This window comes from Chloroflexota bacterium, assembly GCA_014360825.1.
In the GTDB taxonomy this organism is placed as follows: Bacteria; Chloroflexota; Anaerolineae; order UBA2200; family JACIWT01; genus JACIWT01.
Window position 1 is genome coordinate 1 of sequence record JACIWT010000030.1, and the last position, 21,136, is coordinate 21,136.

Annotated in this window: 22 protein-coding genes; 8 read left to right on the top strand and 14 right to left on the bottom strand. The window is 59.5% G+C overall.

The window, feature by feature from the left end; translation table 11 throughout:
* Nucleotides 1-3,561, bottom strand: a 3,561-nt coding sequence (locus tag H5T64_12425) for an N-6 DNA methylase (GenBank protein ID MBC7265143.1), incomplete at its 3' end; no start/stop codon positions are given.
* Nucleotides 3,562-3,761: 200 nt separating this feature from the next.
* Between H5T64_12425 and H5T64_12430 the strand changes: the two genes are divergently transcribed.
* Nucleotides 3,762-4,151 (top strand): DUF1294 domain-containing protein, encoded by a 390-nt coding sequence (locus H5T64_12430; protein ID MBC7265144.1) that lies wholly within the window; start codon nucleotides 3,762-3,764, stop codon nucleotides 4,149-4,151.
* A 66-nt stretch (nucleotides 4,152-4,217) separates the two neighbouring features.
* Here the strand turns inward: H5T64_12430 and H5T64_12435 are convergent, their stop codons facing one another.
* From H5T64_12435 to H5T64_12485, 11 genes are all read right to left on the bottom strand, one after another.
* Complete coding sequence (locus H5T64_12435) at nucleotides 4,218-4,607, bottom strand: hypothetical protein (protein ID MBC7265145.1); 390 nt, start codon at nucleotides 4,605-4,607, stop codon at nucleotides 4,218-4,220.
* A 36-nt stretch (nucleotides 4,608-4,643) separates the two neighbouring features.
* Nucleotides 4,644-5,276 (bottom strand): serine/threonine-protein phosphatase, encoded by a 633-nt coding sequence (locus H5T64_12440; GenBank protein ID MBC7265146.1) that lies wholly within the window; start codon nucleotides 5,274-5,276, stop codon nucleotides 4,644-4,646.
* 89 nt (nucleotides 5,277-5,365) lie between these two features.
* Nucleotides 5,366-5,635: a TIGR04076 family protein gene (locus H5T64_12445; GenBank protein ID MBC7265147.1), complete on the bottom strand. Its 270-nt coding sequence runs from the start codon at nucleotides 5,633-5,635 to the stop codon at nucleotides 5,366-5,368.
* Nucleotides 5,628-7,142, bottom strand: a complete 1,515-nt coding sequence (locus H5T64_12450; protein ID MBC7265148.1) for a CCA tRNA nucleotidyltransferase — start codon at nucleotides 7,140-7,142, stop codon at nucleotides 5,628-5,630. Before H5T64_12450 ends, H5T64_12445 begins: the two co-directional genes overlap by 8 nt.
* Nucleotides 7,139-7,729 carry an NUDIX domain-containing protein gene (locus H5T64_12455; GenBank protein ID MBC7265149.1) on the bottom strand — a complete coding sequence of 197 codons (591 nt, stop codon included), beginning with the start codon at nucleotides 7,727-7,729 and terminating at the stop codon, nucleotides 7,139-7,141. The genes H5T64_12450 and H5T64_12455 overlap by 4 nt, the downstream gene beginning before the upstream one ends.
* Nucleotides 7,730-7,774: 45 nt before the next feature.
* On the bottom strand, nucleotides 7,775-8,035 hold the full coding sequence (locus H5T64_12460; GenBank protein MBC7265150.1) for a DUF2442 domain-containing protein: 261 nt from the start codon (nucleotides 8,033-8,035) through the stop codon (nucleotides 7,775-7,777).
* A gap of 15 nt (nucleotides 8,036-8,050) precedes the next feature.
* A complete protein-coding gene (locus tag H5T64_12465) occupies nucleotides 8,051-8,311 on the bottom strand; it encodes a DUF4160 domain-containing protein (protein MBC7265151.1) in 261 nt (86 codons plus the stop codon).
* A gap of 1 nt (nucleotide 8,312) precedes the next feature.
* Entirely contained in the window at nucleotides 8,313-8,885 is a 573-nt protein-coding gene (locus tag H5T64_12470; protein ID MBC7265152.1) for a 2-oxoacid:acceptor oxidoreductase family protein, read from the bottom strand.
* Complete coding sequence (locus H5T64_12475) at nucleotides 8,878-9,723, bottom strand: 2-oxoacid:ferredoxin oxidoreductase subunit beta (protein MBC7265153.1); 846 nt, start codon at nucleotides 9,721-9,723, stop codon at nucleotides 8,878-8,880. Before H5T64_12475 ends, H5T64_12470 begins: the two co-directional genes overlap by 8 nt.
* Before the next feature lie 4 nt (nucleotides 9,724-9,727).
* Entirely contained in the window at nucleotides 9,728-10,846 is a 1,119-nt protein-coding gene (locus tag H5T64_12480; protein ID MBC7265154.1) for a 2-oxoacid:acceptor oxidoreductase subunit alpha, read from the bottom strand.
* Nucleotides 10,843-11,112, bottom strand: a complete 270-nt coding sequence (locus tag H5T64_12485; GenBank protein ID MBC7265155.1) for a 4Fe-4S binding protein — start codon at nucleotides 11,110-11,112, stop codon at nucleotides 10,843-10,845. The genes H5T64_12480 and H5T64_12485 overlap by 4 nt, the downstream gene beginning before the upstream one ends.
* A 226-nt stretch (nucleotides 11,113-11,338) precedes the next feature.
* Between H5T64_12485 and H5T64_12490 the strand changes: the two genes are divergently transcribed.
* From H5T64_12490 to H5T64_12520, 7 genes are all read left to right on the top strand, one after another.
* Entirely contained in the window at nucleotides 11,339-12,397 is a 1,059-nt protein-coding gene (locus tag H5T64_12490) for an ABC transporter permease (protein ID MBC7265156.1), read from the top strand.
* A gap of 2 nt (nucleotides 12,398-12,399) precedes the next feature.
* The gene (locus tag H5T64_12495; protein MBC7265157.1) at nucleotides 12,400-13,335 is read left to right on the top strand and encodes an ABC transporter permease; all 936 of its coding nucleotides are present in this window, start codon (nucleotides 12,400-12,402) and stop codon (nucleotides 13,333-13,335) included.
* Nucleotides 13,336-13,466: 131 nt separating this feature from the next.
* Nucleotides 13,467-14,534 (top strand): BMP family protein, encoded by a 1,068-nt coding sequence (locus H5T64_12500; protein MBC7265158.1) that lies wholly within the window; start codon nucleotides 13,467-13,469, stop codon nucleotides 14,532-14,534.
* Nucleotides 14,535-14,675: 141 nt separating this feature from the next.
* The gene (locus H5T64_12505; protein MBC7265159.1) at nucleotides 14,676-16,211 is read left to right on the top strand and encodes an ABC transporter ATP-binding protein; all 1,536 of its coding nucleotides are present in this window, start codon (nucleotides 14,676-14,678) and stop codon (nucleotides 16,209-16,211) included.
* 58 nt (nucleotides 16,212-16,269) lie between these two features.
* On the top strand, nucleotides 16,270-16,953 hold the full coding sequence (locus H5T64_12510) for a hypothetical protein (GenBank protein ID MBC7265160.1): 684 nt from the start codon (nucleotides 16,270-16,272) through the stop codon (nucleotides 16,951-16,953).
* Nucleotides 16,954-18,115: 1,162 nt separating this feature from the next.
* Nucleotides 18,116-18,625, top strand: coding sequence for a PD40 domain-containing protein (locus H5T64_12515; protein ID MBC7265161.1), 510 nt, complete (start codon nucleotides 18,116-18,118; stop codon nucleotides 18,623-18,625).
* 211 nt (nucleotides 18,626-18,836) lie between these two features.
* Nucleotides 18,837-19,067, top strand: a complete 231-nt coding sequence (locus H5T64_12520) for a hypothetical protein (GenBank protein MBC7265162.1) — start codon at nucleotides 18,837-18,839, stop codon at nucleotides 19,065-19,067.
* Between the two features lie 139 nt (nucleotides 19,068-19,206).
* Here the strand turns inward: H5T64_12520 and H5T64_12525 are convergent, their stop codons facing one another.
* Nucleotides 19,207-19,350 (bottom strand): hypothetical protein, encoded by a 144-nt coding sequence (locus H5T64_12525; GenBank protein MBC7265163.1) that lies wholly within the window; start codon nucleotides 19,348-19,350, stop codon nucleotides 19,207-19,209.
* A 2-nt stretch (nucleotides 19,351-19,352) separates the two neighbouring features.
* Nucleotides 19,353-21,136, bottom strand: a 1,784-nt coding sequence (locus tag H5T64_12530) for a hydrogenase iron-sulfur subunit (protein ID MBC7265164.1), incomplete at its 5' end; no start/stop codon positions are given.

The window sequence follows — 21,136 nt, forward strand, 5'->3', positions numbered from 1 at the left end:
CCAAGTTTGGGAGAGGGGGCGCCCGAGCGCAGCGAGGGCGGGGGTGAGGGCCGCTTCCACCAGCCCCTTCCCCTCCTCCACCAGCGCCCGCCGCTCCTCTGGCGGCGTGGTGAACTCGATGCGGCGGATGGGCACCTGAGCAAGCTGATAAGCATAGATGTCTTTGTTGTTGAAAAGATGCCTGAAGTAGAAGTTTGCAAGCGTCGAATTGATTATCGTCAGTAAGTAAAAAAGCGAGTACTTCTCCGCTTTCAAGGTGAGTATCCGAAGTGTATTCAAAGTGAAGTAGCCTCTCGTGTCCAAAGTCGCAATCAAACGCCTTTCTAGGGTTAGATTCCGAATGCGCTGGACTAAGATTTTCGGCTGTGTATAAACATCCCTTGTCTTGAATTTCGAAGGGTCGCTCTCATCGAAAGGCATATAGCGATTGGCAAAAGAGATTTCGTATCGAGCTATATCTTGTCCCACCAAGATTTCCTCATACCCTGACTTGGGTGCGGCAACAATAGAATCATCGTTCGATCCTGTCTCGATCCCCCTTGTCATATTGACTAAGGTGCCCAAATGTACCGATTTCCTCTGGAGTTTTTGAATCAGAGCAAACACCTCCTCTCGAAGCCGGATTTTGAAACAATGCCCTTCCAGCCTCCGAAACGCTCCTTGTGACAATAAATGCCATTTATTTGGATCTTGCATCTCGTCCGCGGCCCCAATGAAAATACGCACTTTATTGCTATCTCGTAACTTTTCTTTCTGCCGTTTGTTCAAAATGGTGACAGCAACGTCTAAAGAAGAATCCTCGAACACAGTTTCGCCAAAGTCAGCCAGCGCTTCGATTCTTGCTGAATCCAATATAAGACTCCTAAGAGCACGAAAATCAACATTTTCCAGAAATGTATCAGATGTGATAAATCCAAACCAAGCGTCTTCCTTCAAAACCTCCAACGACCGCTCTATCATTAGGCCGTATAAATCGTATTGACCGGTTGCCGATTCAAATTCCTGCTTAAAATAAGCCTTGTCATCCAAAGGAATAACTTTCGTACTTACATACGGCGGATTCCCCACCACCACATCAAACCCTGGATTCTGCTTCCAATCGCTCCGCTCCAGGTCAATGAAGACCTCGGGGAACTCCAGATCCCAGTGGAAGAAGCGCTTCTCCTCCCACAGTCGGCGGGCGGTTTGGATGGCCTGTCGGTACTCCGGAGACAGGCCCTGGCCCTCGTTCATCACCGCCTGGAGCGCCTTGGTCCCATAGAGGCGCAGGAATTCATCGGCCCGCTTGTTGCCGAAGTATTGGCTCACCCACAGGTCCAACACCCGCTTGTAGGGCAAGATGGCTCGTTCGAAGTCGGCGTACAACCCGGCGCTCTCCTGCACCTCATCGAAGGTGGCATCGGTGCGTAGGCCCACTCCACGCATCAACTCGGTGGCCGTCAGAAGCCCGGCGAAAGGCCCGCCGAACATGTCGTACTGGCCCGCGGCTGTCTTCTCCAGTTCCGCCCGCACCTCCTGCACCCGCGCTCCAATGAGGGAGTTGCCCACCTTCAGGTGGTGGTCCAGGAAGGAGAGGGGCGCGCCGACGGTGAAACTATCTAGCCATAGGCTCAGTTTGGCCAGTTCCACGGCCATGGGGTTCAGGTCCACCCCGTAGATGCAGCGCTTCATCACCATCCGCTTCAGGAGGTTGGTGTCGGTCAACACGGCGGGGTCAATGCGGATACCCCGCTCCTCCAAGTTGGCCAAGATCTGCTTCCGAATAGTCGCCAGCCGGGTCAGCACGGGGTTTTCGGGATATTGGTTCAGGATGTCAATGATGCGGTCGGTGAGATAGGCCACCGCTTCCACCAGGAAGTGGCCGCTGCCCATAGCCGGGTCGCATACTTTTATGTCGAGCAAGGTCTGGACAGCCCTCTGCTCCAAATCCGCCAGTTCGTTGCGACCAACCCCGGTCGTGCCGGGGGATTTCGCCCGCCTCAATCTCTTCTCACAGGCCTCGATCTCCGCCATCACCTCCGCAAACTGCCTGGCCCGCTCCTCGATGATGGGGCCGAGAGTGTTGGCCACGATGTACTTCACGATGTAATCGGGGGTGTAGTAGGAGCCAGTAGCCTTGCGCTGCCCTTTGTCGTTCTCCAGATAGAGTTCCCCTTTGCGCACTACCTCCAGCCGCCTCGACTCCTTGACCTCGGAAAGCGGCTTGTAGACCTCAACGCCCTGCACTTTGACCGCCGCCAGGTCCTCCTGAGCGATGCGCAGGTGGAACTCCAACAGTCCCTCGTAGATAGAGCCCAGGTGGCGCACGTCCAGGTCCTTGTAGTCAATAAAACGCCGCTCGCCTGTGTCGGGGTCGTCCCGTCGAGTCAGGTGGTCCAGGGCCTGCACCAGGTAGTAATCGGCGATGCGGTGTTCCTCCAAGAAGGCATTCTTGGGGCTCCGGCGGTCGAAGAGGCCACCGTTGTAGGTGGGCACGTTCAGGGCCGGGTCGCCGCGGTCAATGATGCGGAAGAGGGCCGCCAAGTCGTTCCACACATCGTCAGAGACAGTGGAGAGCGCTCGCCCGCCATTGAGACGCTCGACGGCGTCTCGCTTGATCCGGGTGAGGCTATACGGATAGTACCTCTGCAGGTCCGAAACGGGCAGGAGTTCGCGGGCTTCGGCATAGAGGAGGAAGAGGAGGCGGTAGAGAAGGGTTAGGGTGGCGGTGAAGATCTGGCGCAGCGAATCCTCGGTCTCCTGAGCGATGCCGCGTTCGGTGCGGCGCCATTCGACGAAGCCCTTTGCCAGGATGGGGACGATTTTCTCGAAAATCAACCCTTTCAACTCCTCCTGGACCTGGAGGGCGTAGGTGGCGCTGCCCTCATAGACCCGCTCCAGGAAGTTGCGACCTGTGGCCGGGTCTTTCACCAACGCTGCCCTGCGGAAGAAGTGGTAGAAATAGCGGAAGGCCTCACCGTCGCCGTTGTCCAGGATCCGCGCCAGGTCCACCTCGTAGTAGGTGGAGGCCCGGGAGCGCGCCTTCTGATAGTAGAGCCGCCAAAGACGCCCATTGGTGAGGATACCCCAGTCCACGTCGGTCCCGACCAGATAGTTGACGATCTGGAAACTGGGGTTGGTGTTCTTGAATTCGTCGCGGGGGTCGTCTCTCTGCTCGAAGTCGAGGGGCCGGCCCCAATACTTGGCATCGCAGATAGCCAGGGCGCGGGGGTAGAACTTACCTTCGTCTTGGAGGAATTGGTAGGCTTCGTCCTTAGTTGTCCTGTCGGTGAAGAGGGCATAGTCGGGTCTTAGTTGTCGGCCAGCGTGGGTGAAGCCTGTCTGGGGGATGTAAGCGAATCCCAGGATCTCCAAGACAGGGCGAATGAACTCTTCCTCCGTCTGGGCCTCGTTGAGGCCGTCCAAGAAGGGGCGTTTCCCGCGATAGAGGTCCTGCAATTGAGAGAAGGCCCCGCCGATGTCTTCTCCCCACTCCGGGTGGGCATTCATCCGCTCTGCGAGGTAGTGATCGGAGAAGAGGGCCTGGTTGTTGTAGTATTCCTGAGGTTGAGAAACACTCATCGTCGGCACCACCTTCCGTACTTATGTCCGCTGCACGGACCGCGCAAGCAAGTTAGCGAGACTACTTCCTTGAGATACATTGTAGCATGGGCCGGAATGTGTGTCAACGGCGCTCCCGCCGCATCACCGTCTCTCGAACCCCAGTTGCGACGGCACCGAGGACATGCTATAATACCCCCAGCCAAGAGAGGTGCGAACTAATGACTCGAGAGAGTGAACCCCATCGCCCCGAAGGCCGGGCAGATCCCAAGGCCATCTTCGCCACCATCGCCACCATCATAGCAGGTATCCTGTACGTCATTTTCCATCTCGCCACCGATGGGCACATCTACGTCGCCTGGCTGGCGGCCTGGAGTGGGGCGACGTTCTTCCTCTATGGCTTTGACAAGTTCCAGGCAGAGCAGGGGGGATTGCGCGTGCCGAAGATGGTGTTACACGTGCTGGCTCTGCTGGGGGGCTTTCTCGGGGGATGGGCTGGCATGTTCGTCTTCTGGCACAAAGTGCGACACCTCGACTTCTGGGCTGTCCTCCTCCTCAGCACGCTGATCCACACCGGCCTCGTGTACTCGTTTACTCAGTTCCTGCATTAACAACGCTTAGCAAATCTCTGCGGACTCTGCGCTCTCAGCGGTGAGTTCTGTCAGGCGCTTTGGCTGCTACGTCCCCGGCTCTCCTACCAGCGCCACGAGTGCCGTCCTCACTCGCTCGAATACCTCCTCCGGCGTCAGATCGTCGGTCTCCACGCAGATATCAGCGTGCTGGCGGGAATAGGCCACGCGCTCCATTTGCTTGGCGTGCAGCCAGTCCGGCCAATCGGGTCGCCCGCGGGCGCGCACGGTCTCCAGCCGCGCCCCCAGATAAATGAGGATGTCGGCTTTGGTCAGTCGCCGCCACAGGTCGCGGACGCCGGAGTGCTCCTGTGCTGGCTCGCGGACGTCGTAGCCCAGAGCCTCCAACCGGCGCAACAGGGTTGTCTTGCCCGCTCCGCACACGCCCACCACTGCGATGCGCGGCCGGCGCGGCTCAGTTCCCTGCTCCTCGCTCACCACTCGCCCACCGTCCCAGGCGTTCCGATACCACCCTCACATCGGGAAGCGCACGGTCATGCGCCGCGCCTCGTCCGTCGAGGTGCGCGGCAGAACGGCCAGCACCAATACGCTGGTGTCATCTGCCGGGCGACCTCGGTCCAACTCCAAACAACGCCGCAATATCTCGTCGGCCAGAGCCTGAGCCGCCCCACCACTTGGGGCGAACTCCCCGATCAGCGCAGCCACGTCTAGGGATTTCCCCTCCCGGCTGCCGGCGTCCAGCACGCCATCGGTGAAGACCACCGCATAGGTAGGGGCGACGATCTCCAACTCGGTGATGACCGGCCGGGTGCGAGGGTAGATGCCGATGGGTTGACTGGGCTCGTTGAGGACTCGCATCTGGCCCCGAGACCAGACATAGGCCGGGCAGTGGCTATTGCGCGAGATGACAATGGTGCGGGTTACCAGATCCACCGAGACAATGTTGAGCGTCGCCGAGACCTTGGCCTCGTAGTGGGTATGCAAATAGTCGTGGGCGGCGCGGGCAGCAGCCCCGTCGCGCACGCCCTCGGCCAGGAGGGAGATGGCCTTGCGCACCACCAGGTTGCTGACGCGTTTGGCCGGTTTACCGCTACGCTGCCCATCGGCCAGAACGAGGGAGAGCCCGCCGTGGGGCCGCTCGATCATCTCTAAGGTGTCGCCGCTCTCGCTGACGGCGTATTTGGAGACCTTGGCCACACCGATCTGCAACTCCAAATCCAATAGTACCACGGCACTCACTCGCTCAGGCGGGCGATCTCCACGACCACGGGGTTATGGGGGTCAGGGCAACAGAGGTAGTGCCTATCGGGGTCTTCGTCCCAGGGGAAACTGCCGCCGAAGCGCAGGACCCGGATATCCGGGTAGATGGTGTGCAGCAGCATCCCGCACATCTTGTTCACATCATCGGGGTATTCCCAGCAATCGCCGACCTTATGCCCGAGATGGCACTCCCCCCGTCCCTGGATCTCCGTTACTCTGATCACGATCCTCTGCTTGTCAGGCATGTGATTCCTCCTCCCGGGATTGTATCATGGTCCGTGCCAGGTTCACAGCCTCCTCCGGCGTGGTGATTTGACCGACCACCTGGGCTTCGCGAATGGCCTCTAACAGCCGCCCCACCTCGGGCCCAGGCGACAATTGCAGCGCACTCATCAGCAAGTGGCCATCCACCAGAGCAGGCGGATTCACCACCCGGTCGTAATCCTCATAATAGGCACGCAATAGTGACCCCACAACGCTCAGATGCCAACGCCATTGCTCCCGGTCTAGATTAGGCCCTCGCGTGGCAAGATGATCTGCCAGGGAGAGCAGCAGCACGTCTATCCCTGCCTCCTCGGTCTCGCGGAAGAAGCGGTAGGCATCGAGCCTGGGGTCGCTGGGGTGGCGTTTGTAATATGAAGGGCGATTGTGCCAGGTTACGATGGCGTGGCCGAGCCGGATTTCGCGGACCCCGAAGCGCAGTCGCTCCAGCACCCCTGCCGCCAGTGCCGCGCCCAGGGCTTCATGCCCAGCGAAGGCCTCGCCATCTTCCACTGTATGCACGGTGGCCGGTTTGCCCAGATCGTGCAGCAACGCCGCCAGTTTGAGCAGCACCATCCGAGGTCGTCCCCCAACCAGTGGTATCTCTAAATGTTGGCGCAGTCGGCCCAGGAAAGGAGCCAATGTCTCCCCAGCCAGACCGCCGTTGGCAACCCCGTGGCGCGTGCCATGCAGTTCTAACACCGCCTCCAGTGCATCCACTGCGGCCAGCGAGTGAGAGAGAGCGTCGTAGTAATGGGGTGGCGGTTGGGCCAGCCCACGCAGGGGTTCTAATTCAGGGAAAACCACCGTCAGGGCACCCACTTTGTCCAGATGGCGCAGCCGATCGCCGGCGTTGGGGAGCACCAGGATCTGTGCTAATTCATCTCGCACGCGCTCCCCTGAGGGCCGAGTGAGAAGCGGGGCAGCGGTGGCCATCGCCTGTTCGGTGCCGGGCTCGACGGTCATCCCCAGTGCCCCGGCCAGGCGCACGGCACGCAGGATACGCAGCGGGTCATCCTGAAAGGCGGTCGGGCTGACCATGCGCAGGACGCCAGCCTCCAAGTCCCACAGACCCCCGTAGGGGTCCATCAGTGTCGCGCCAGGCGCATCCAACTCTCCCACTTCCACAGCCATGGCATTGACCGTGAAATCTCGCCCGGCCAGGTCGGCCAGGATGTCTGGCCCCTGGAGGCGGGTCAAATCCACGAGCGTTTGCACCCCGCCACAGGACACTACCACCCGCGCCGCCCCCCGTTCCGCGTCCAGGACGACGTAAGCGCCACGCAGTTCATCGGCCAGACGACGGGCCAGCGAAAGGGCATCGCCGTCCACGGCGAAATCGAGGTCATGACAGAGGAGGCCGAGCAGGCGATCGCGTATCCAGCCGCCCACTAAGTAGGCGCGCGGTGCCTGGGCACGCAAAAAGGCTGCCGTGGCAGCCAAGAGCGGGTCACTGGCAGCCAAGGGTTCGTGAAAAGTGTAGGGGCTCATCGCTGGCCAGCGGCCCCCAGGGAGAGGGCCAGCCACTGGAGGGCGATGATGGTCTTGGCATCAGCAATGCGCCCATCGCGCACCATATCCAGCGCCTGGGAGAGGGGGACTTCCAGTACCCGTAAGTCTTCGTCGCCGCCGATGCCTCCCCCAGCGGCGATCTTCGCCCCGTCACTCACTTCACCTATATAGAGATGGAGTCGCTCCGAGGAACCGCCGGGTGAGAGGTAAAAGGTAGCCGCGTGTTCCAGACGCTGCACCTCGTAGCCCGCCTCCTCTAACAACTCGCGCTTGGCTGTGCTCAGTGGGTCGCTCCCCTCCTCGATCATGCCAGCCACGATCTCGATCAGCCAGCCCGGGCCGCCATGCACGTGAGCCGGATAGCGGAACTGCTCGGTGAGGATGACGCTATCGCGCCCAGGATGATAGAGCAACACACCCACGGAGTCGCCGCGCTCAAATACGTAGCGCGTGACCGGCGGACTCATCCGCCCATCGAAGCGCTCGTAGGAGACCTCGGCGCGGTCTATCTTGAAGAAGCCGTCATATTCCCGCACCGTAGAATGGACTTGGACACGTCGTTTCATTTTTCCACCGCCCATTGCAGGGTCTGAAACTCACCGTCAACCCAATCAACGCTCGGCTGGTGTAGCAATAGTGTCCGAGACGCATTCATACAGAAACTCAGGGCTGAAGTCGGCACCGTTGGGCCAGACAATGGTTCCTAACACTGGGTCCACTTCGACTTTGGCGAATTCCGCCGGGTCAAGGAGGGGTTCAAACACGGGCCCGTAGAGCAACGGCCGCAGGTTTACCACCCGAGTCACACCATTGTCAAAGGTCAGGCTTAGTTTATAAGGTTCCAGCACCTTCACCGAGATAACTGTGCGCATCTGTTGCCTCCTCTCTCAGTCCAGGGGCTCAATAGGCACCAGCGGTTCATGTCGGCGAGCCCGCTCCCAATTCGTGAGCAACTCTCTCTGATGCAAAGCCGCCCATTCCAACACTAGACTCAGGGCACGACGCGGCAAATAGCCCTGTAATACTGCAATCGGATCAATCCCGATGAGCGCCCGCTGCCCGCCGTAGACAGCGTGAAAGTGAGGCGGAGGGTGATCCTCATAAAACATGCCAATTACAATGCCATAGAACTCGCTCAAGCGTGGCATCTCACCATGCCTGTGCCTTCAGTTCTTCCGCCGCCCGGAAGCCAGCCTCCAGGGCCCGCAGGTTCAATTCTTTTGTGCCCCGGGGCGCTCGGGCCGACACCGCCGCCTCAATGGCCTGGCGGGAGACTATCCCCGTCAAGCCGACGATGATCCCCAGGCTCACCACATTCGCCACCAGGCGCCTGCCAGTGGCCTCCTCAGCGAGGCGGGTGATGGGCACCCGATAGGCTTTGCTGGTGGGCACGCGAGTCACGTTCACCGAGTCCACCACCAGAATGCCGTCGCGCTTCAAATTGTGATAGTACTTATCACACGCTTCCTGGCTCATGGCCAGCAAGAGGTCGGCTTCGATCACCTTGGGGTAATCAATCTCCCCCTCGCTGATCACTACTTCGGATTTGCTCGCCCCACCGCGGGCTTCAGGCCCATAGGATTGGGTCTGCGCCGCGTTCTTGCCATCATAGATGGCCGCTGCCTCGGCCAGGATCACGCCCGCCAGGATGAGGCCCTGGCCTCCTTCTCCAGCCAGCCGGATCTCGTATCGGCCTGGCGTTTTGGTTGCTCCCTTAGCCATTTTCTGCCGCCCTCGCCTGTCGGATGATTTCTTCATACAGATCCACGTACCCTGGGCCCTCGCGGTCGAGCAGCACCCCGCGCACGATCTTCGTCTCGCGCTCTTCGGGGCTCATCTTCTCTGCTTGGGCCAGGGTGACGCTATTCTCCTTCAGCCAGCGCATCATATCCACTGCCGTGCCCAGCCGGTTCAGTCGTCCGTAGGTAGTGTGGCAGTAACTGACCGCCTCCACCACGGAGAACCCACGCCTGGCGATGGCCTGCTCGATCAGCCGGTCCAGTTCTTTGGCGTGGTACACGGTGCTGCGGGCCACAAACGACGCCCCCGCCGCTTTCGCCAGTTCGCACAGGGGGAAGGGCGGCTCGATATTGCCATAGGGGGCGGTGGTGGCCCGCATGTGCTGGGGCGTGGTGGGTGAATACTGGCCACCGGTCATGCCGTAGATGTTATTGTTGACCACGATGGCCGTGAGGTCCATATTGCGCCGGGCGGCGTGGATGAAGTGGTTGCCGCCAATAGCCAGGGCGTCGCCATCGCCCATCACCACTAAGACATACATATCGGGCCGCGCCAATTTGAGCCCGGTGGCGAAAGCCAGCGCCCGCCCGTGGGTGGTGTGCATGGTATTGAAGTCCACATACACCGGCATCCGCCCAGTGCAACCGATGCCTGAGACCATCGCCACGCGGTCTCTGTCCAATCCCATGCGGTCTATGGCGCGGATGATGGCCCCCAGGACGATGCCGATGCCGCAACCCGCACACCACATCACCGGGAACTTCTTGCTATGACGCAGGTAGTCGTAAACCTCGTGCTCTTCGCGCAACTTCGTGGACATTATGTCAACCCTCGATGGCTTCCAAAATCTGCTGTGGCGTGACCAATTCCCCATCGGCGCGGTTCACGCGCCGCACCTTATGACGCCCGGCCACGCGTTCCACCTCCAGTGCCAATTGCCCCAGGTTCATCTCCGGCACCACAATGCGCTTGGCAGTGTGCGCCAGCCGTTCCACAGCCTCTTCAGGGAAAGGCCAGATGGTGAGAGGTTTGAAGAAGCCCACCTTGTGTCGGCGCGCCCGAGCCAGCCTGACCGCGTGCCGGGCCGAGCGAGCCGTCGCGCCGTAGGACAAGACCACGGTGCGTGCTCCTGGGATGCTCTCTTCCTCGTACATTAGGATGTCGCCGAGGTTGTTGTGGATCTTGGCAAACACCCGCTTGAGCCAGGGTTGGATTTCATCCAGCCGTTCGGTCGGGAAGCCGCGCTGATCGTGGAACAAGCCGGTGATGTGGTAACGGAACCCCTGCCCGAAACTCACCAGGGGCGGTACGTCGCTGGCTGTTTCCTCGTATGGGAAATACCATTCCGGCGGGACGTTGGTTTGGACGCGGTCCACCACTTCCACTTGCTCCCGCGGCGGCAATTCCACCTTCTCCCGCATATGGGCCACCACTTCATCCATCAGCAAGATCACCGGGGTGCGATATTTCTCTGAGAAGTTGAAGGCTGTCACGGTGAGATGGAACGTCTCCATCACCGAAGAGGGAGAGAGGACGATGATCGGGTGGTCGCCGTGGGTGCCCCAGCGGGCTTGCATCACGTCGCCCTGGGCCGGGGAGGTGGGCAGGCCAGTTGAGGGGCCGGTCCGCTGCACGTTGACGATCACACAGGGGATCTCGGTCATCGCCGCGTAGCCGATGTTCTCCTGCATGAGGGAGAAGCCGGGGCCGCTGGTGGCAGTCATGGCCTTCATCCCCCCGACCGACGCGCCGATGACCGCAGCCAGGCTGGCGATCTCATCTTCCATCTGGATGAACTTGCCGCCTAGGGCGGGCAGGCGGTAGGAGAGTATCTCCGCGATCTCCGATGAGGGAGTGATGGGGTAACCAGCGAAGAACCGACACCCAGCCACCAAAGCGCCCTCGGCGCAAGCGGTATTGCCCTGCATGAATTGCGCGGTCATCCCTCACCCTCCTGATCATCCAGGCGATGCACTTGGATGGCAAAGTCGGGGCAGTGAACAACGCACCATTCGCAGGCCGTGCATTTCTCGGGATGGGCCACCACGGGCCGCCCCTCGCCGTTGGCCTCGAAGACTCCCTGCGGGCAGAAGGCGATGCACAGGCCGCAACCCTTGCACCACTTGCCGAAAAGGCGCACTTCGCCGCGAGGCCGGCGCTTAGTCTTCTTGGTGGTCTCATCTTTGAGAGCCACCTCTTCGTCAGACATAGGAATGAATCCTCCTTTGGAGCACTGAATGCTATTATACCCGACCGCCGCGCCTTGTGCCAAACTATGGCGAAGGGTATTGCGTTTTCACGTGAAATATGCTATACTGGAAATGCAGGCGATTGCAGTCAGGAGAGGTAGTTCCTGGTCAGAGATTTTGTCTGCTACCCTCCCCGTCGAACCCAGAGCCGGCAGATTCTCCACTTTTCCACACCGGGGTGTGAAAATGAAAATGCCCCTCTGGCTTAAGCGACAAGGCTGGCTGCTCGACTTGGCGATCCTGATCCTTGCCGTTCTGGCAGCACTGGCCGTAGGCGCTGTCCTCCTATTGATGGCCGGCACGAACCCTTTGGTAGCCTACAAGCCCCTTTTCTTAGGTGCCTTCAGCAGCCGCTATGGGCTTACCGAGACCCTGGTAAAGGCCGTCCCTCTTATGCTGGTCGGTTTGGGGATCGTCATCGCCTATCGCGGTGGGGTGCTGAACATCGGCGGCGAAGGGCAGATCATCCTGGGCGCTGTCGCCTGTGCTTGGGTGGCCCTCACATTCAGTCAACTGCCGGGCTTTCTACTTGCTCCCTTGGTCCTACTGGCCGGTATTGCTGCCGGCGCGGCCTGGGGGCTTGTCCCAGGTGTGCTCAAGGCAACGGTAGGGGCCAATGAGGTCCTCATCACCATTATGATGAATAATATCGCCTTCTTGTTATTGACTTACTTGATTCGCGGGCCGATGATAGACCCCCAAGAGATCGCCTATGGCACGGGCTATCCTCAATCGGCACTGATCCCCGCTTCCACTTGGATGCTGCGACTGATCCCCCAATCCAGACTGCACCTGGGCCTCATCATTGCCGTGGTCTGCGCTGCTCTGGTGTACGTTTTCATGTGGCAGACCACTCTCGGGTACCGTATCCGAGTGGTGGGCGTCAATCCTCGGGCTGCCCGTTATGCCGGCATCCGTGTGGCCCAAAATATGATTGTGGCCATGGCCCTGAGCGGCGGATTGGCAGGCTTGGCAGGTGCAATTGAGGTGACCGGTGTTCATCATCGTTTGCTGGACGGTATTTCTGCCGGATACGGTTTCACGGGCATTGTGGTGGCCTTGTTCGCCAGATTGCACCCCGCCGGTGTCGTTCCGGCCGCCTTTTTCTTCGCTGCTCTCCTGGTGGGGGCCGATATGATGCAACGTACGGTGGGCATCCCGTCCAGCCTGGTAGTGGCTATTGAAGGGCTGGTGGTGATTTTTGTGGTTTCCAGCGAGATATTCGCCCTGAGGAAGGAACGATAAGGATGGGGACAACGCTTTTCAGCCAAGGTTTCATCATCGGCGTGTTGGCGACTGGTGTTCGCCTGGCTGCCCCGTTCCTTTTCGCTGGTCTGGGAGAGGTGTTTGCCGAGCGCTCGGGCGTATTGAACCTGGGCGTGGATGGGATCATGTTGATGGGTGCTTTCATTGGTTTCTGGGCAGCCTACACCCTGGGCAGCCCTTGGATGGGCCTGCTGGCAGCCGCTATCGTCGGCGCGTTGATGGGCCTGTTTATGGCCCTCATTAGCGTGCATTTGCAGGCCAATCAGGGGATTGCGGGCATCGGCCTGCAACTCCTGGGCTGGGGGCTTTCGGGGCTGCTTTTCCGACTCACCTTCGGCGCTGTCACCGGCGTGAGGGGTTTCCCGGCTATCGAGATCCCCGGGCTCAGCCACCTGCCTTTCATCGGACCCGTTCTCTTCCGGCAGAATATCTTGGTTTATCTGGCGATTTCACTGGTGCCAGTCTCGGCTTTCGTTCTCTTTCGCACCACGCTCGGACTCAAGATCCGAGCGGTGGGAGAGAACCCAGAGGCTGCGGATACATTGGGTGTGAGCGTATATGGCATCCGTTACCTCTGCGTTATGTTGGGCGGAATCCTGGCGGGCATTGCCGGTGCGTTCCTCACCATCGGGCAAATGAACATGTTCGTGGACAATATCACCAGCGGGCGAGGGTTCATCGCCATCGCCTTGGTCTGCTTTGGCCGCTGGCATCCCTACGGTGTCCTGGTCGGCGCTCTATTATTCAGCGTATTGGACGCGTTGCAAATGTGGATCCAAGTGATTGGGGCTCCCATCCCCTACGAATTCTTGGTGATGTTGCCCTACGTATTGACCATCGTGGTATTAGCCACCGCGGTGGGCCGGGCACGTGGGCCGCTGGCTCTGTCTAAGCCTTACACCAGGGGCGAAAGGTAAAAAATCGGTTGCTACTCAAAATCCGCATCACGAGGAGGTGAGAGGAGCATACAAACGATCTGCGAGCCTTGCCCGCTCTGAAGAACCAAAAGGTTATCTCAGATAACCATAGGACTTACAGGAGGGAGAAGATGAGCAAGAAGGGTATTTCGGTTATGTTGATCGGGCTTATGGTGTTGGCCATGTTGATCTCTTGCGCGCCAGCAGCCACCCCCACACCCATCGTGCGGGTGGAGACCAAGGTCATACGCGAAGTGGTTACGGCCACGCCAGAACCCACTAAGCCGCCAGAGGTCTTCAAGGTGGCCCTCATCCTGCCCAGCACGATGGATGACATGGCTTGGAGCCAATCCATGTACGAGGGCGTCAAAGCAGTGAAGGAGGAGATGGGTGATGCCATGGAATTCACCGTCTCCGAGAACCTGTACAAGATTGTGGATGCCGGGGCAGCCGTCCGAGACTACGCGGAGCGGGGTTATGACCTTATCATCTGCCACGGTGCCCAATACCAGACGCTCCTCCAAGAGATCGCGCCCGAGTATCCCAATATCAGTTTCGCCTACGGCACTGGCTTCCAAACCGGCCCCAATATCTTCGCCTATGCGCCTGCAGCGGAGCAGGGCGGGTATCTGTTGGGTATGCTGGCGGCAGCCATGACCAAGAGCAAAATCGTGGGCATTGTAGGGCCAGTGCGCGGTGGCGACGCCATCAAGTATAACGAGGGCTTCAAGCAGGGTGTGGCAGCGCAAGATCCCAGCGTGGTGGTGCTGGAAACCTACACGGGCAGTTTCGCCGACTTTGTCAAAGCCAACGAGATGGCCATCGCCCATATGGATGCGGGGGCTGACATCCTCACCGGCACCGCCCAGCAAAGCGTGGCCATGACCAAGGCGGCAGCTGAGCGGCCCGGCGTCTACGTCCTCAACAGCGATATGGAGCAAACCTCTCTCGCTCCAGATACCTGCTTGGCAGCCCAAGTCTATATCTGGGATGAGGTGGTGCGACGCATGATCAAACTGCACCAGGCGGGCATCCTCGGCGGTGAGCACCTGGTATTGGACTATGCCAACGGCAAGTTGGAGTTGCGCTACAACCCCAAGTTGGAGCATCTCATCCCGCAAGAGGTGAAAGCCAAGATCGAGGCCACCAAGCAGGCCATTATGCGCGGCGAGTTGGTGATTGAACTGCCAAAGGAATAGACGGCGGGAGGGGAGGAGGAAACCCGCAGAGGGGAGCCTCCTCCCCACACTAACGAAGGGCGGTAAACAAAGGTGAGCCAACAAAGTGTGAATCCGCAAGGAGAGGCCCTGGGCTTAGAGAAACGCATCGAATCCGTGGAGATGAGGGGCATCGTCAAGAGATTCCCCGGCGTCCTGGCCAATGACCACATTGACTTCGACGTCCATGCTGGGGAAATCCACGCCCTGTTAGGCGAAAATGGGGCGGGCAAAACGACCCTGATGAATGTCCTCTACGGCCTCTACCAACCCGACGAGGGGGAGATATACGTCAATGGCCGTCGTGTGGTGATCGGTTCGCCCTATCAGGCCATCAAGTTGGGCATCGGCATGGTCCACCAGCACTTTATGCTGGCCCAACCCCTCACCGTAGCAGAAAACGTAGTTCTCGGCTTGCCCTCGCCTCGGGAGCCACTATTAGATCTCGCCCAGGCGGAAAAGCGAATCAACGAGATCTCCCAGGCCTATGGCTTGAAAGTGGACCCCCGGGCCCAAGTCTGGCAACTTGCGGTAGGAGAGCAACAGCGCGTGGAGATCATTAAGGCCCTCTACCGCCAAGCAGCCCTTTTGATTCTGGATGAGCCCACTGCAGTCCTCACCCCGCAAGAAGTGAAAGAACTCTTCGTTGTCCTGCGCCGTATGGCGGAACAGGGACACGCCATTATCTTCATCACCCATAAGTTGCACGAAGTGATGGCCCTCAGCGACCGCATCACGGTGCTCAAGGCCGGGCGGGTGGTGGCCACCGTGAACCGCAGCGATGCCACTCCCGAGAAGTTGGCCCAGATGATGGTGGGGCGGGAGGTGCTCTTCCGGCTGCCCAAGGAGAAGGTGGAAAAAGGCAGGGTGATTCTGCAAGTCAAGAGTCTGGAAGCCCTAGGCGATAAGGGATTGCCGGCCCTGAAAGAGGTCTCTCTGGCCGTGCACCAGAGGGAGATCCTGGGGATTGCCGGGGTTTCGGGTAACGGGCAGCGAGAACTGGCTGAGGTTATCGCCGGCCTGCGCCCGGCCAGGGAGGGCAAAGTCCTCATTGACGGACAGGATGTGACCAACCGCTCGCCGTGCGACATCATCGAGCAGGGGCTCGCTTATATCCCGGAGGAGCGGCTGCAGATGGGGGTGGTCACCGACTTCTCAGTGGCCGAGAACATGATCCTGGAAACCCATGGCCAGAGGCCTTTCGCCGATGGGGGCTTTCTGCCCCTCAATCGGTGCTGGTTCCTGAACCGGCGCGCCATTGAGGACTACGCCACGCAGAAGATCAGCGAATACGATGTGAAGACCCCTGACCTCAGGACTCCGGCCAGACATCTCTCCGGCGGTAACATCCAGAGGCTCATCTTGGCCCGCGAACTGTCGCGCCAGCCCAAGTTGTTGCTTGCCGCCCAGCCCACGCGTGGGTTGGACATCGGCGCTACCGAGTACATCCGCCGCAAACTCCTCGAAGAGCGGGCGCGGGGCACTGCCATCCTGCTGATATCCGAGGATCTGGACGAGATCCTGGCCCTGAGCGATCGCATCGCCGTGATGTACGAGGGCGAGATCGTGGGCATTGTCCCTGGCGAAGGGGCCGATGTGGAGCAGTTAGGGCTGATGATGGCCGGGGCGCTGCGCCTGGAGGCAGGACCCACCCAGTAGTCTGAAAAGTATGCTGGACGACTGAATTTTCTAGTCAAATAGGGAAAGGAGAATTATCATGTCCAAGGCATCTCATGTGGATCAACAGACCATAGAGACGTTGCCTCAGGTAGCCTCGTACCCTTGGCGCAGGGCGCTCTACTTGGCTATCAGCATCTTGGCCCTCCTAGCCTTGACAGGCTGTGTAGGCTATGTGGAAGCTCATATTACCTTCTACCCGCAGGAAGAGTGGAAAGCAGAGGTTCGCCTCTCCTTCACGGCCCAGCAGGTGATGCAATTGGGAGGGGAACAGGCCATAGAGGCATCGTTGCGCGAGCAGGCGGCAACGAAATTGAAAGAAGGAGATGTACGCTACACCTGGAAAAAAGAGCCTCAGAGAGACGGAGGGATCACCTACATCGTCTCGATAGAGGGGAGAGGGCTGCAAAAGCTGAATGAAACGGCCTTCAGCGGTATGGCCACGATCTACGTGGATGAATCGTCCAGGGAGCGTCGCGTCGTCTTCTCGGCAATGCCGGCAGGTTTATTGGGAGGAACAGTCTCTCTGCGATTGACCGGGGGCAAGATCATATCAAGCAATGCTGATGAACTCAAGGGGAACACTGCCATCTGGTACAATCTCACTTTCGGGGAATCGGCCGAGGCGGTTCTGACCGAGACCTCGCGCACTGCTCTGCCCTGTCCAGTAAGCACAGCGCTTGTTGTGTTCGTGATGGGTCTCTGTCTTCTGTGGCGTAGATAGCGACTGACATCATAACCGATTGTCTTTGGTTGGCTCGACGAGGTCCGAGAGCCCTTCTCGGTCTCGCTTGGTTCGTTGCAATAGGTTTGGCTAATGCCGCTTGGTCTTGGCCATTAGTACATAGGGAGGCAGTAAGATAATGCAAGCAATAAACTTTCGGACCGCCGCTTTATTGGTGCTGGTTGCCGCTATGGTTGTGGCCTGTATACCATCGCCCGGCGGCAGGGGCTCGCCTACACCTGTGACCGGGGCCACCCCAACTCGTACGCCGAAAGTCGCCATTCCCACCCCCACTGTGAAGCCTACCTCACCTCCCCCGGAAAAAGCGTTGGAAGTGCAGGGCAAGTGGTTGGTGACGCCCACTTCTTTCTGGAGGCTTGACGAGTGGAGTGGGGTGAAAGCCCGGGAGGGGTACAAATATGGCTATGTGGAGTTCATGGTCGAAAACTACAGCGGCGCGCTCCAGAAACTGAGCACAGGGGTGATGCCGGTATCTATTCAGCTGGTCGATTCACGAGGTTTCAGTTACCCTTTGTCAGAGCCCCATTGGATTGGCTTTTGGCGCTTCATATGGGGATACCGCCCAGACGTCTATCTTCCCCCGGGATATAGGACCCGCTATTACGCCTATGGCGAGGTGCCGGAGGTGGCCCAGGACCTAAAAGTCATGTTCACCGACCAGCGCACAGGCAACTCTGTGTCTTGGGAAGTGGATACCGAACTGCCTAAGCCAGCGTCCTTCCCGATCAGCGAAACTGAACTCAAGGCCCTCAAAGAGGTAGGGGAAACTTACACCGTCCCGGACTTCGCTGAGATGACCTTACTATCGGCAGAGGCGCGTCTGGATGAGAAAGGGCAATATCATGTTCCTCTGTCCCTCAAACTAAAGAACTTGTGGGGTTATGATATCTCAGGGCAGATTCAGTTTATGTATGCCGACGGAGTGATTGATGCTTCCACAATAGAGTCTGTGCCTCCCGGATATGAGAAAACTCAAGCATTTGAACTGGAGGTAGGCAAATTGCCGCTGGTGTTACTCTTTGTCCTAGAGACAGACGAAGGGAAAGTCGCATATACAGGCTATTTCGTGACGGAAGGTGATGTTCAATCGACCCAGCCACCCCCTCCGCCAGCCCTGAAGGACAAAGGCAGGATCATTTTCATGTCCTACCGGGACGGCAACTATGAGGTCTACGTGATGGACGCCGACGGCACCAACCCCACGAACCTCACCAACAACCCGGCAGACGATTTCGGTGGCTATTGGTCGCCGGACGGACGGCTCATCGCCTTCATGTCCGACCGAGACGGCAACGTTGAGGTCTACGTGATGAACGCCGACGGCACCAACCCCAGGAACCTGACCAATAACCCGGCAGACGATTTCGGTGGCTATTGGTCGCCGGACGGACGGCTCATCGCCTTCACGTCCGACCGAGACGGCAACGATGAGGTCTACGTGATGAACGCCGACGGCACCAACCCCAGGAACCTGACCAACAACCCAGCATACGATTCGTTTGGGATGTGGTCGCCGGACGGACGGCTCATCGCCTTCAGGTCCGACCGGGACGGCAACGGTGAGGTCTACGTGATGAACGCCGACGGGAGCGGGGTAACGAGGCTGACCTACAACTTCGCCTCCGACTACCCTACCGACTGGCGACCATAATCGATAGGAGATTGTGCAGAGCAAGCTCAACGGTTCGAGGCTTGGGGAATATCGGCGTTTGATGCCCTACATCTCGCCTGCGCTGAAAGCAGTGGAGCAGAAGTTTTTCTGACCACAGATGACGAATTGTTACGTAAATTGGCTGCTCATGCGGAGCAATTGGGTATACGAGTAGAGAATCCTTTGACGTGGCTAAGGGAGGTAGGCTAATATGAGTCCGGCTGCGAGGACGCTGGAGCAAATCCGCTTGACAGGATTGAAGGCACTGTCTCGTGAATTGGGGCCAGTGGGCTTGGTGCGATTCCTACAGCAGTTTGAAACGGGATACGGAGACTATACCGCCGAACGGCATCGCTGGCTTGGCGAACGCACTGTTCAGGATCTGGTCCAGGAGATCGAGCACCAACGCAAAGCCGCTGGCGAGTCTGAAACTGGAGAATAAGCCCTGGCATGGAATTCCCCGACAATTCAATAAGAGCAAACCTGTAACGGCGGCTTTCCTCCCGCCGTGGCACAAGGCAGGTAAATCAAGATGAGCCTTGCGAAGGTTCTGAACCTTCGCAAGGCTATACGGCGGGGGCTTAAGCCCCTTGTTCTCTCACCGGCTCCCTGATCACCCGCACACTATTGCTGCGGCACTTGGGGCACACCCGCTCCACCTCCGGGTCATCCGGGCCGCTGAATTCGTGCCCGCAGCGCAGGCATTTCATCTTGACTTCAGCCATCGCTACGCCCCCACCTTCCGCTTCTTCTTGGCTTCCTCCGCGGTGAGCACCTGGATCGTTTGCTCGATCTCCTCCATTGTCACCTTCTGGCGCATAGTCTCCAACTCGGTCATCACCTGCGCCCACTTGGAGCCCTCAGCGGCGCTGATCCATTCCAGTTGCAGCCGCTCCGGGCGCACGCCCAGGCGCTCCAGCCGATCCCACAGCCGATCCACCCGCCGTTGGGTCTGGCGGTTGGCATTGATGTAGTGGCAATCGGCGTAGTGACAGCCGGAGACCAGCACGATCGGCGCGCCCTTGCGGAATGCGTAGAGCACGAAATCCTCGTTCACCCGCCCACTGCACATAGTGCGGATGACGCGGGCGTTGGGCGGATATTGGAAGCGCGAGGTGCCCGCCGTGTCCGCCCCGGCGTAGGAGCACCAGTTGCAGGCGAAGACCACGATGGTTTCCGCCGGCTTCTCGGCCAGCGCGGCGTCCAGTTGGGCGTAAATCTGCTGATCGGTGAAATGGCGCATGGTGATGGCCCCGAAGCGGCATTCCGCGGCGCAGGTGCCGCAACCCGCACAGGCAGCCGCCACTACTTGGACGGGTTCTTTTTTCGCCGGCTGGGTGATGGCTCCGTAGGGGCACACCCGCGTGCACGCGCCGCAGCCGGTGCACAGGTCGCGATCCACCACCGCCGTGAGGGCTTCCAGTTTGATCTCCCCTGCGCTGAGCAGGATCTCGGCACGAGCGGCAGCAGCGCTGGCCTGGGTAACGCTCTCCTTGATGTCCTTGGGCGATTCGGCGCAACCGGCGAGGAAAACGCCGCGGGTGGGGGTGTCCACGGGCTTGAGTTTGGGATGTGCCTCCAGGAAGAAACCGTCTCTGGCCCGCGAGAGGGTGAGCAGTTTGCGCACCGTCTCGCTGTCGCGCCGCGGGATGGCCCCGATAGAGAGCACCACCAGGTCGAACTCGTGCGTCTCCAATCGGCCAGTGGTGGTGTTTTCCACCACCAGGCGCAGGTCGCCGGAGCCGTTAATCTCCGTTACCTCGCCTGGCAGGCCGCGGATGTAGCGCACACCTGCCTCCTTGCTGCGGCGGTAGAGGTCCTCGAAGCCTTTGCCGAAAGCGCGAATATCCAGGTAGAAGACCGTGATATCGGTGTCAGGATAGTGATCCTTGAGGAGCAGGCTGTCCTTAATCGTATTCATGCAGCAGATGTTGGAACAGTAGGGATTGCCACGCACCTCAGAGCGCGAGCCCACGCACTGGATGAAGCCGATGCGTCGCGGACGCACCTGGTCTTTGGGGCGCACGAAATGTCCTCCCGTCGGGCCGCCGGCGGAGATGAGCCGCTCGAACTCCAGGCTGGTGATGACGTTCTCATAGCGGGTGTAGCCGTACTCGTCGAGTTCGGTGGGGTCGTAGGTGTCCATACCGGTGGCCACGATGATGGCGCCGACCTGCAACTCTAATATTTCATCGCGCATGTCGAAGTCAATGCATTTCTTCTCACAGGCGTCCAGGCATTTGCCGCAGGCGATGGGGTTGTAGCCCAGGCATTCCTGCATATTGATCACGTAGGCGGACGGCACCGCCTGGGGGAAGGGGATGTAGATGGCACGGCGCGTGGACAGGCCGGTCTGGAACTCATCCATGCTCACGACCGGGCACACTTTGGCACAATCGCCACAGGCCGTGCACTCATTCTCCTTCACATAGCGGGCTTTGCGGCGCACGCGAGCGCGGAAATTGCCCACATAGCCGGAGACTTCCTCCACCTCGCTGTAGGCCAGGAGTT

Coding starts and splice junctions, on each gene's coding strand:
- H5T64_12430 (MBC7265144.1), top strand. CDS start 3,762: ATGACTCGAGAGAGTGAACCCCATCGCCCCGAAGGCCGGGCAGATCCC.
- H5T64_12440 (MBC7265146.1), bottom strand. CDS start 5,276: ATGATCGAGCGGCCCCACGGCGGGCTCTCCCTCGTTCTGGCCGATGGG.
- H5T64_12445 (MBC7265147.1), bottom strand. CDS start 5,635: ATGCCTGACAAGCAGAGGATCGTGATCAGAGTAACGGAGATCCAGGGA.
- H5T64_12450 (MBC7265148.1), bottom strand. CDS start 7,142: ATGAGCCCCTACACTTTTCACGAACCCTTGGCTGCCAGTGACCCGCTC.
- H5T64_12455 (MBC7265149.1), bottom strand. CDS start 7,729: ATGAAACGACGTGTCCAAGTCCATTCTACGGTGCGGGAATATGACGGC.
- H5T64_12460 (MBC7265150.1), bottom strand. CDS start 8,035: ATGCGCACAGTTATCTCGGTGAAGGTGCTGGAACCTTATAAACTAAGC.
- H5T64_12465 (MBC7265151.1), bottom strand. CDS start 8,311: ATGCCACGCTTGAGCGAGTTCTATGGCATTGTAATTGGCATGTTTTAT.
- H5T64_12470 (MBC7265152.1), bottom strand. CDS start 8,885: ATGGCTAAGGGAGCAACCAAAACGCCAGGCCGATACGAGATCCGGCTG.
- H5T64_12475 (MBC7265153.1), bottom strand. CDS start 9,723: ATGTCCACGAAGTTGCGCGAAGAGCACGAGGTTTACGACTACCTGCGT.
- H5T64_12480 (MBC7265154.1), bottom strand. CDS start 10,846: ATGACCGCGCAATTCATGCAGGGCAATACCGCTTGCGCCGAGGGCGCT.
- H5T64_12485 (MBC7265155.1), bottom strand. CDS start 11,112: ATGTCTGACGAAGAGGTGGCTCTCAAAGATGAGACCACCAAGAAGACT.
- H5T64_12490 (MBC7265156.1), top strand. CDS start 11,339: ATGAAAATGCCCCTCTGGCTTAAGCGACAAGGCTGGCTGCTCGACTTG.
- H5T64_12495 (MBC7265157.1), top strand. CDS start 12,400: ATGGGGACAACGCTTTTCAGCCAAGGTTTCATCATCGGCGTGTTGGCG.
- H5T64_12500 (MBC7265158.1), top strand. CDS start 13,467: ATGAGCAAGAAGGGTATTTCGGTTATGTTGATCGGGCTTATGGTGTTG.
- H5T64_12505 (MBC7265159.1), top strand. CDS start 14,676: ATGAGGGGCATCGTCAAGAGATTCCCCGGCGTCCTGGCCAATGACCAC.
- H5T64_12510 (MBC7265160.1), top strand. CDS start 16,270: ATGTCCAAGGCATCTCATGTGGATCAACAGACCATAGAGACGTTGCCT.
- H5T64_12515 (MBC7265161.1), top strand. CDS start 18,116: ATGTCCTACCGGGACGGCAACTATGAGGTCTACGTGATGGACGCCGAC.
- H5T64_12520 (MBC7265162.1), top strand. CDS start 18,837: ATGAGTCCGGCTGCGAGGACGCTGGAGCAAATCCGCTTGACAGGATTG.
- H5T64_12525 (MBC7265163.1), bottom strand. CDS start 19,350: ATGGCTGAAGTCAAGATGAAATGCCTGCGCTGCGGGCACGAATTCAGC.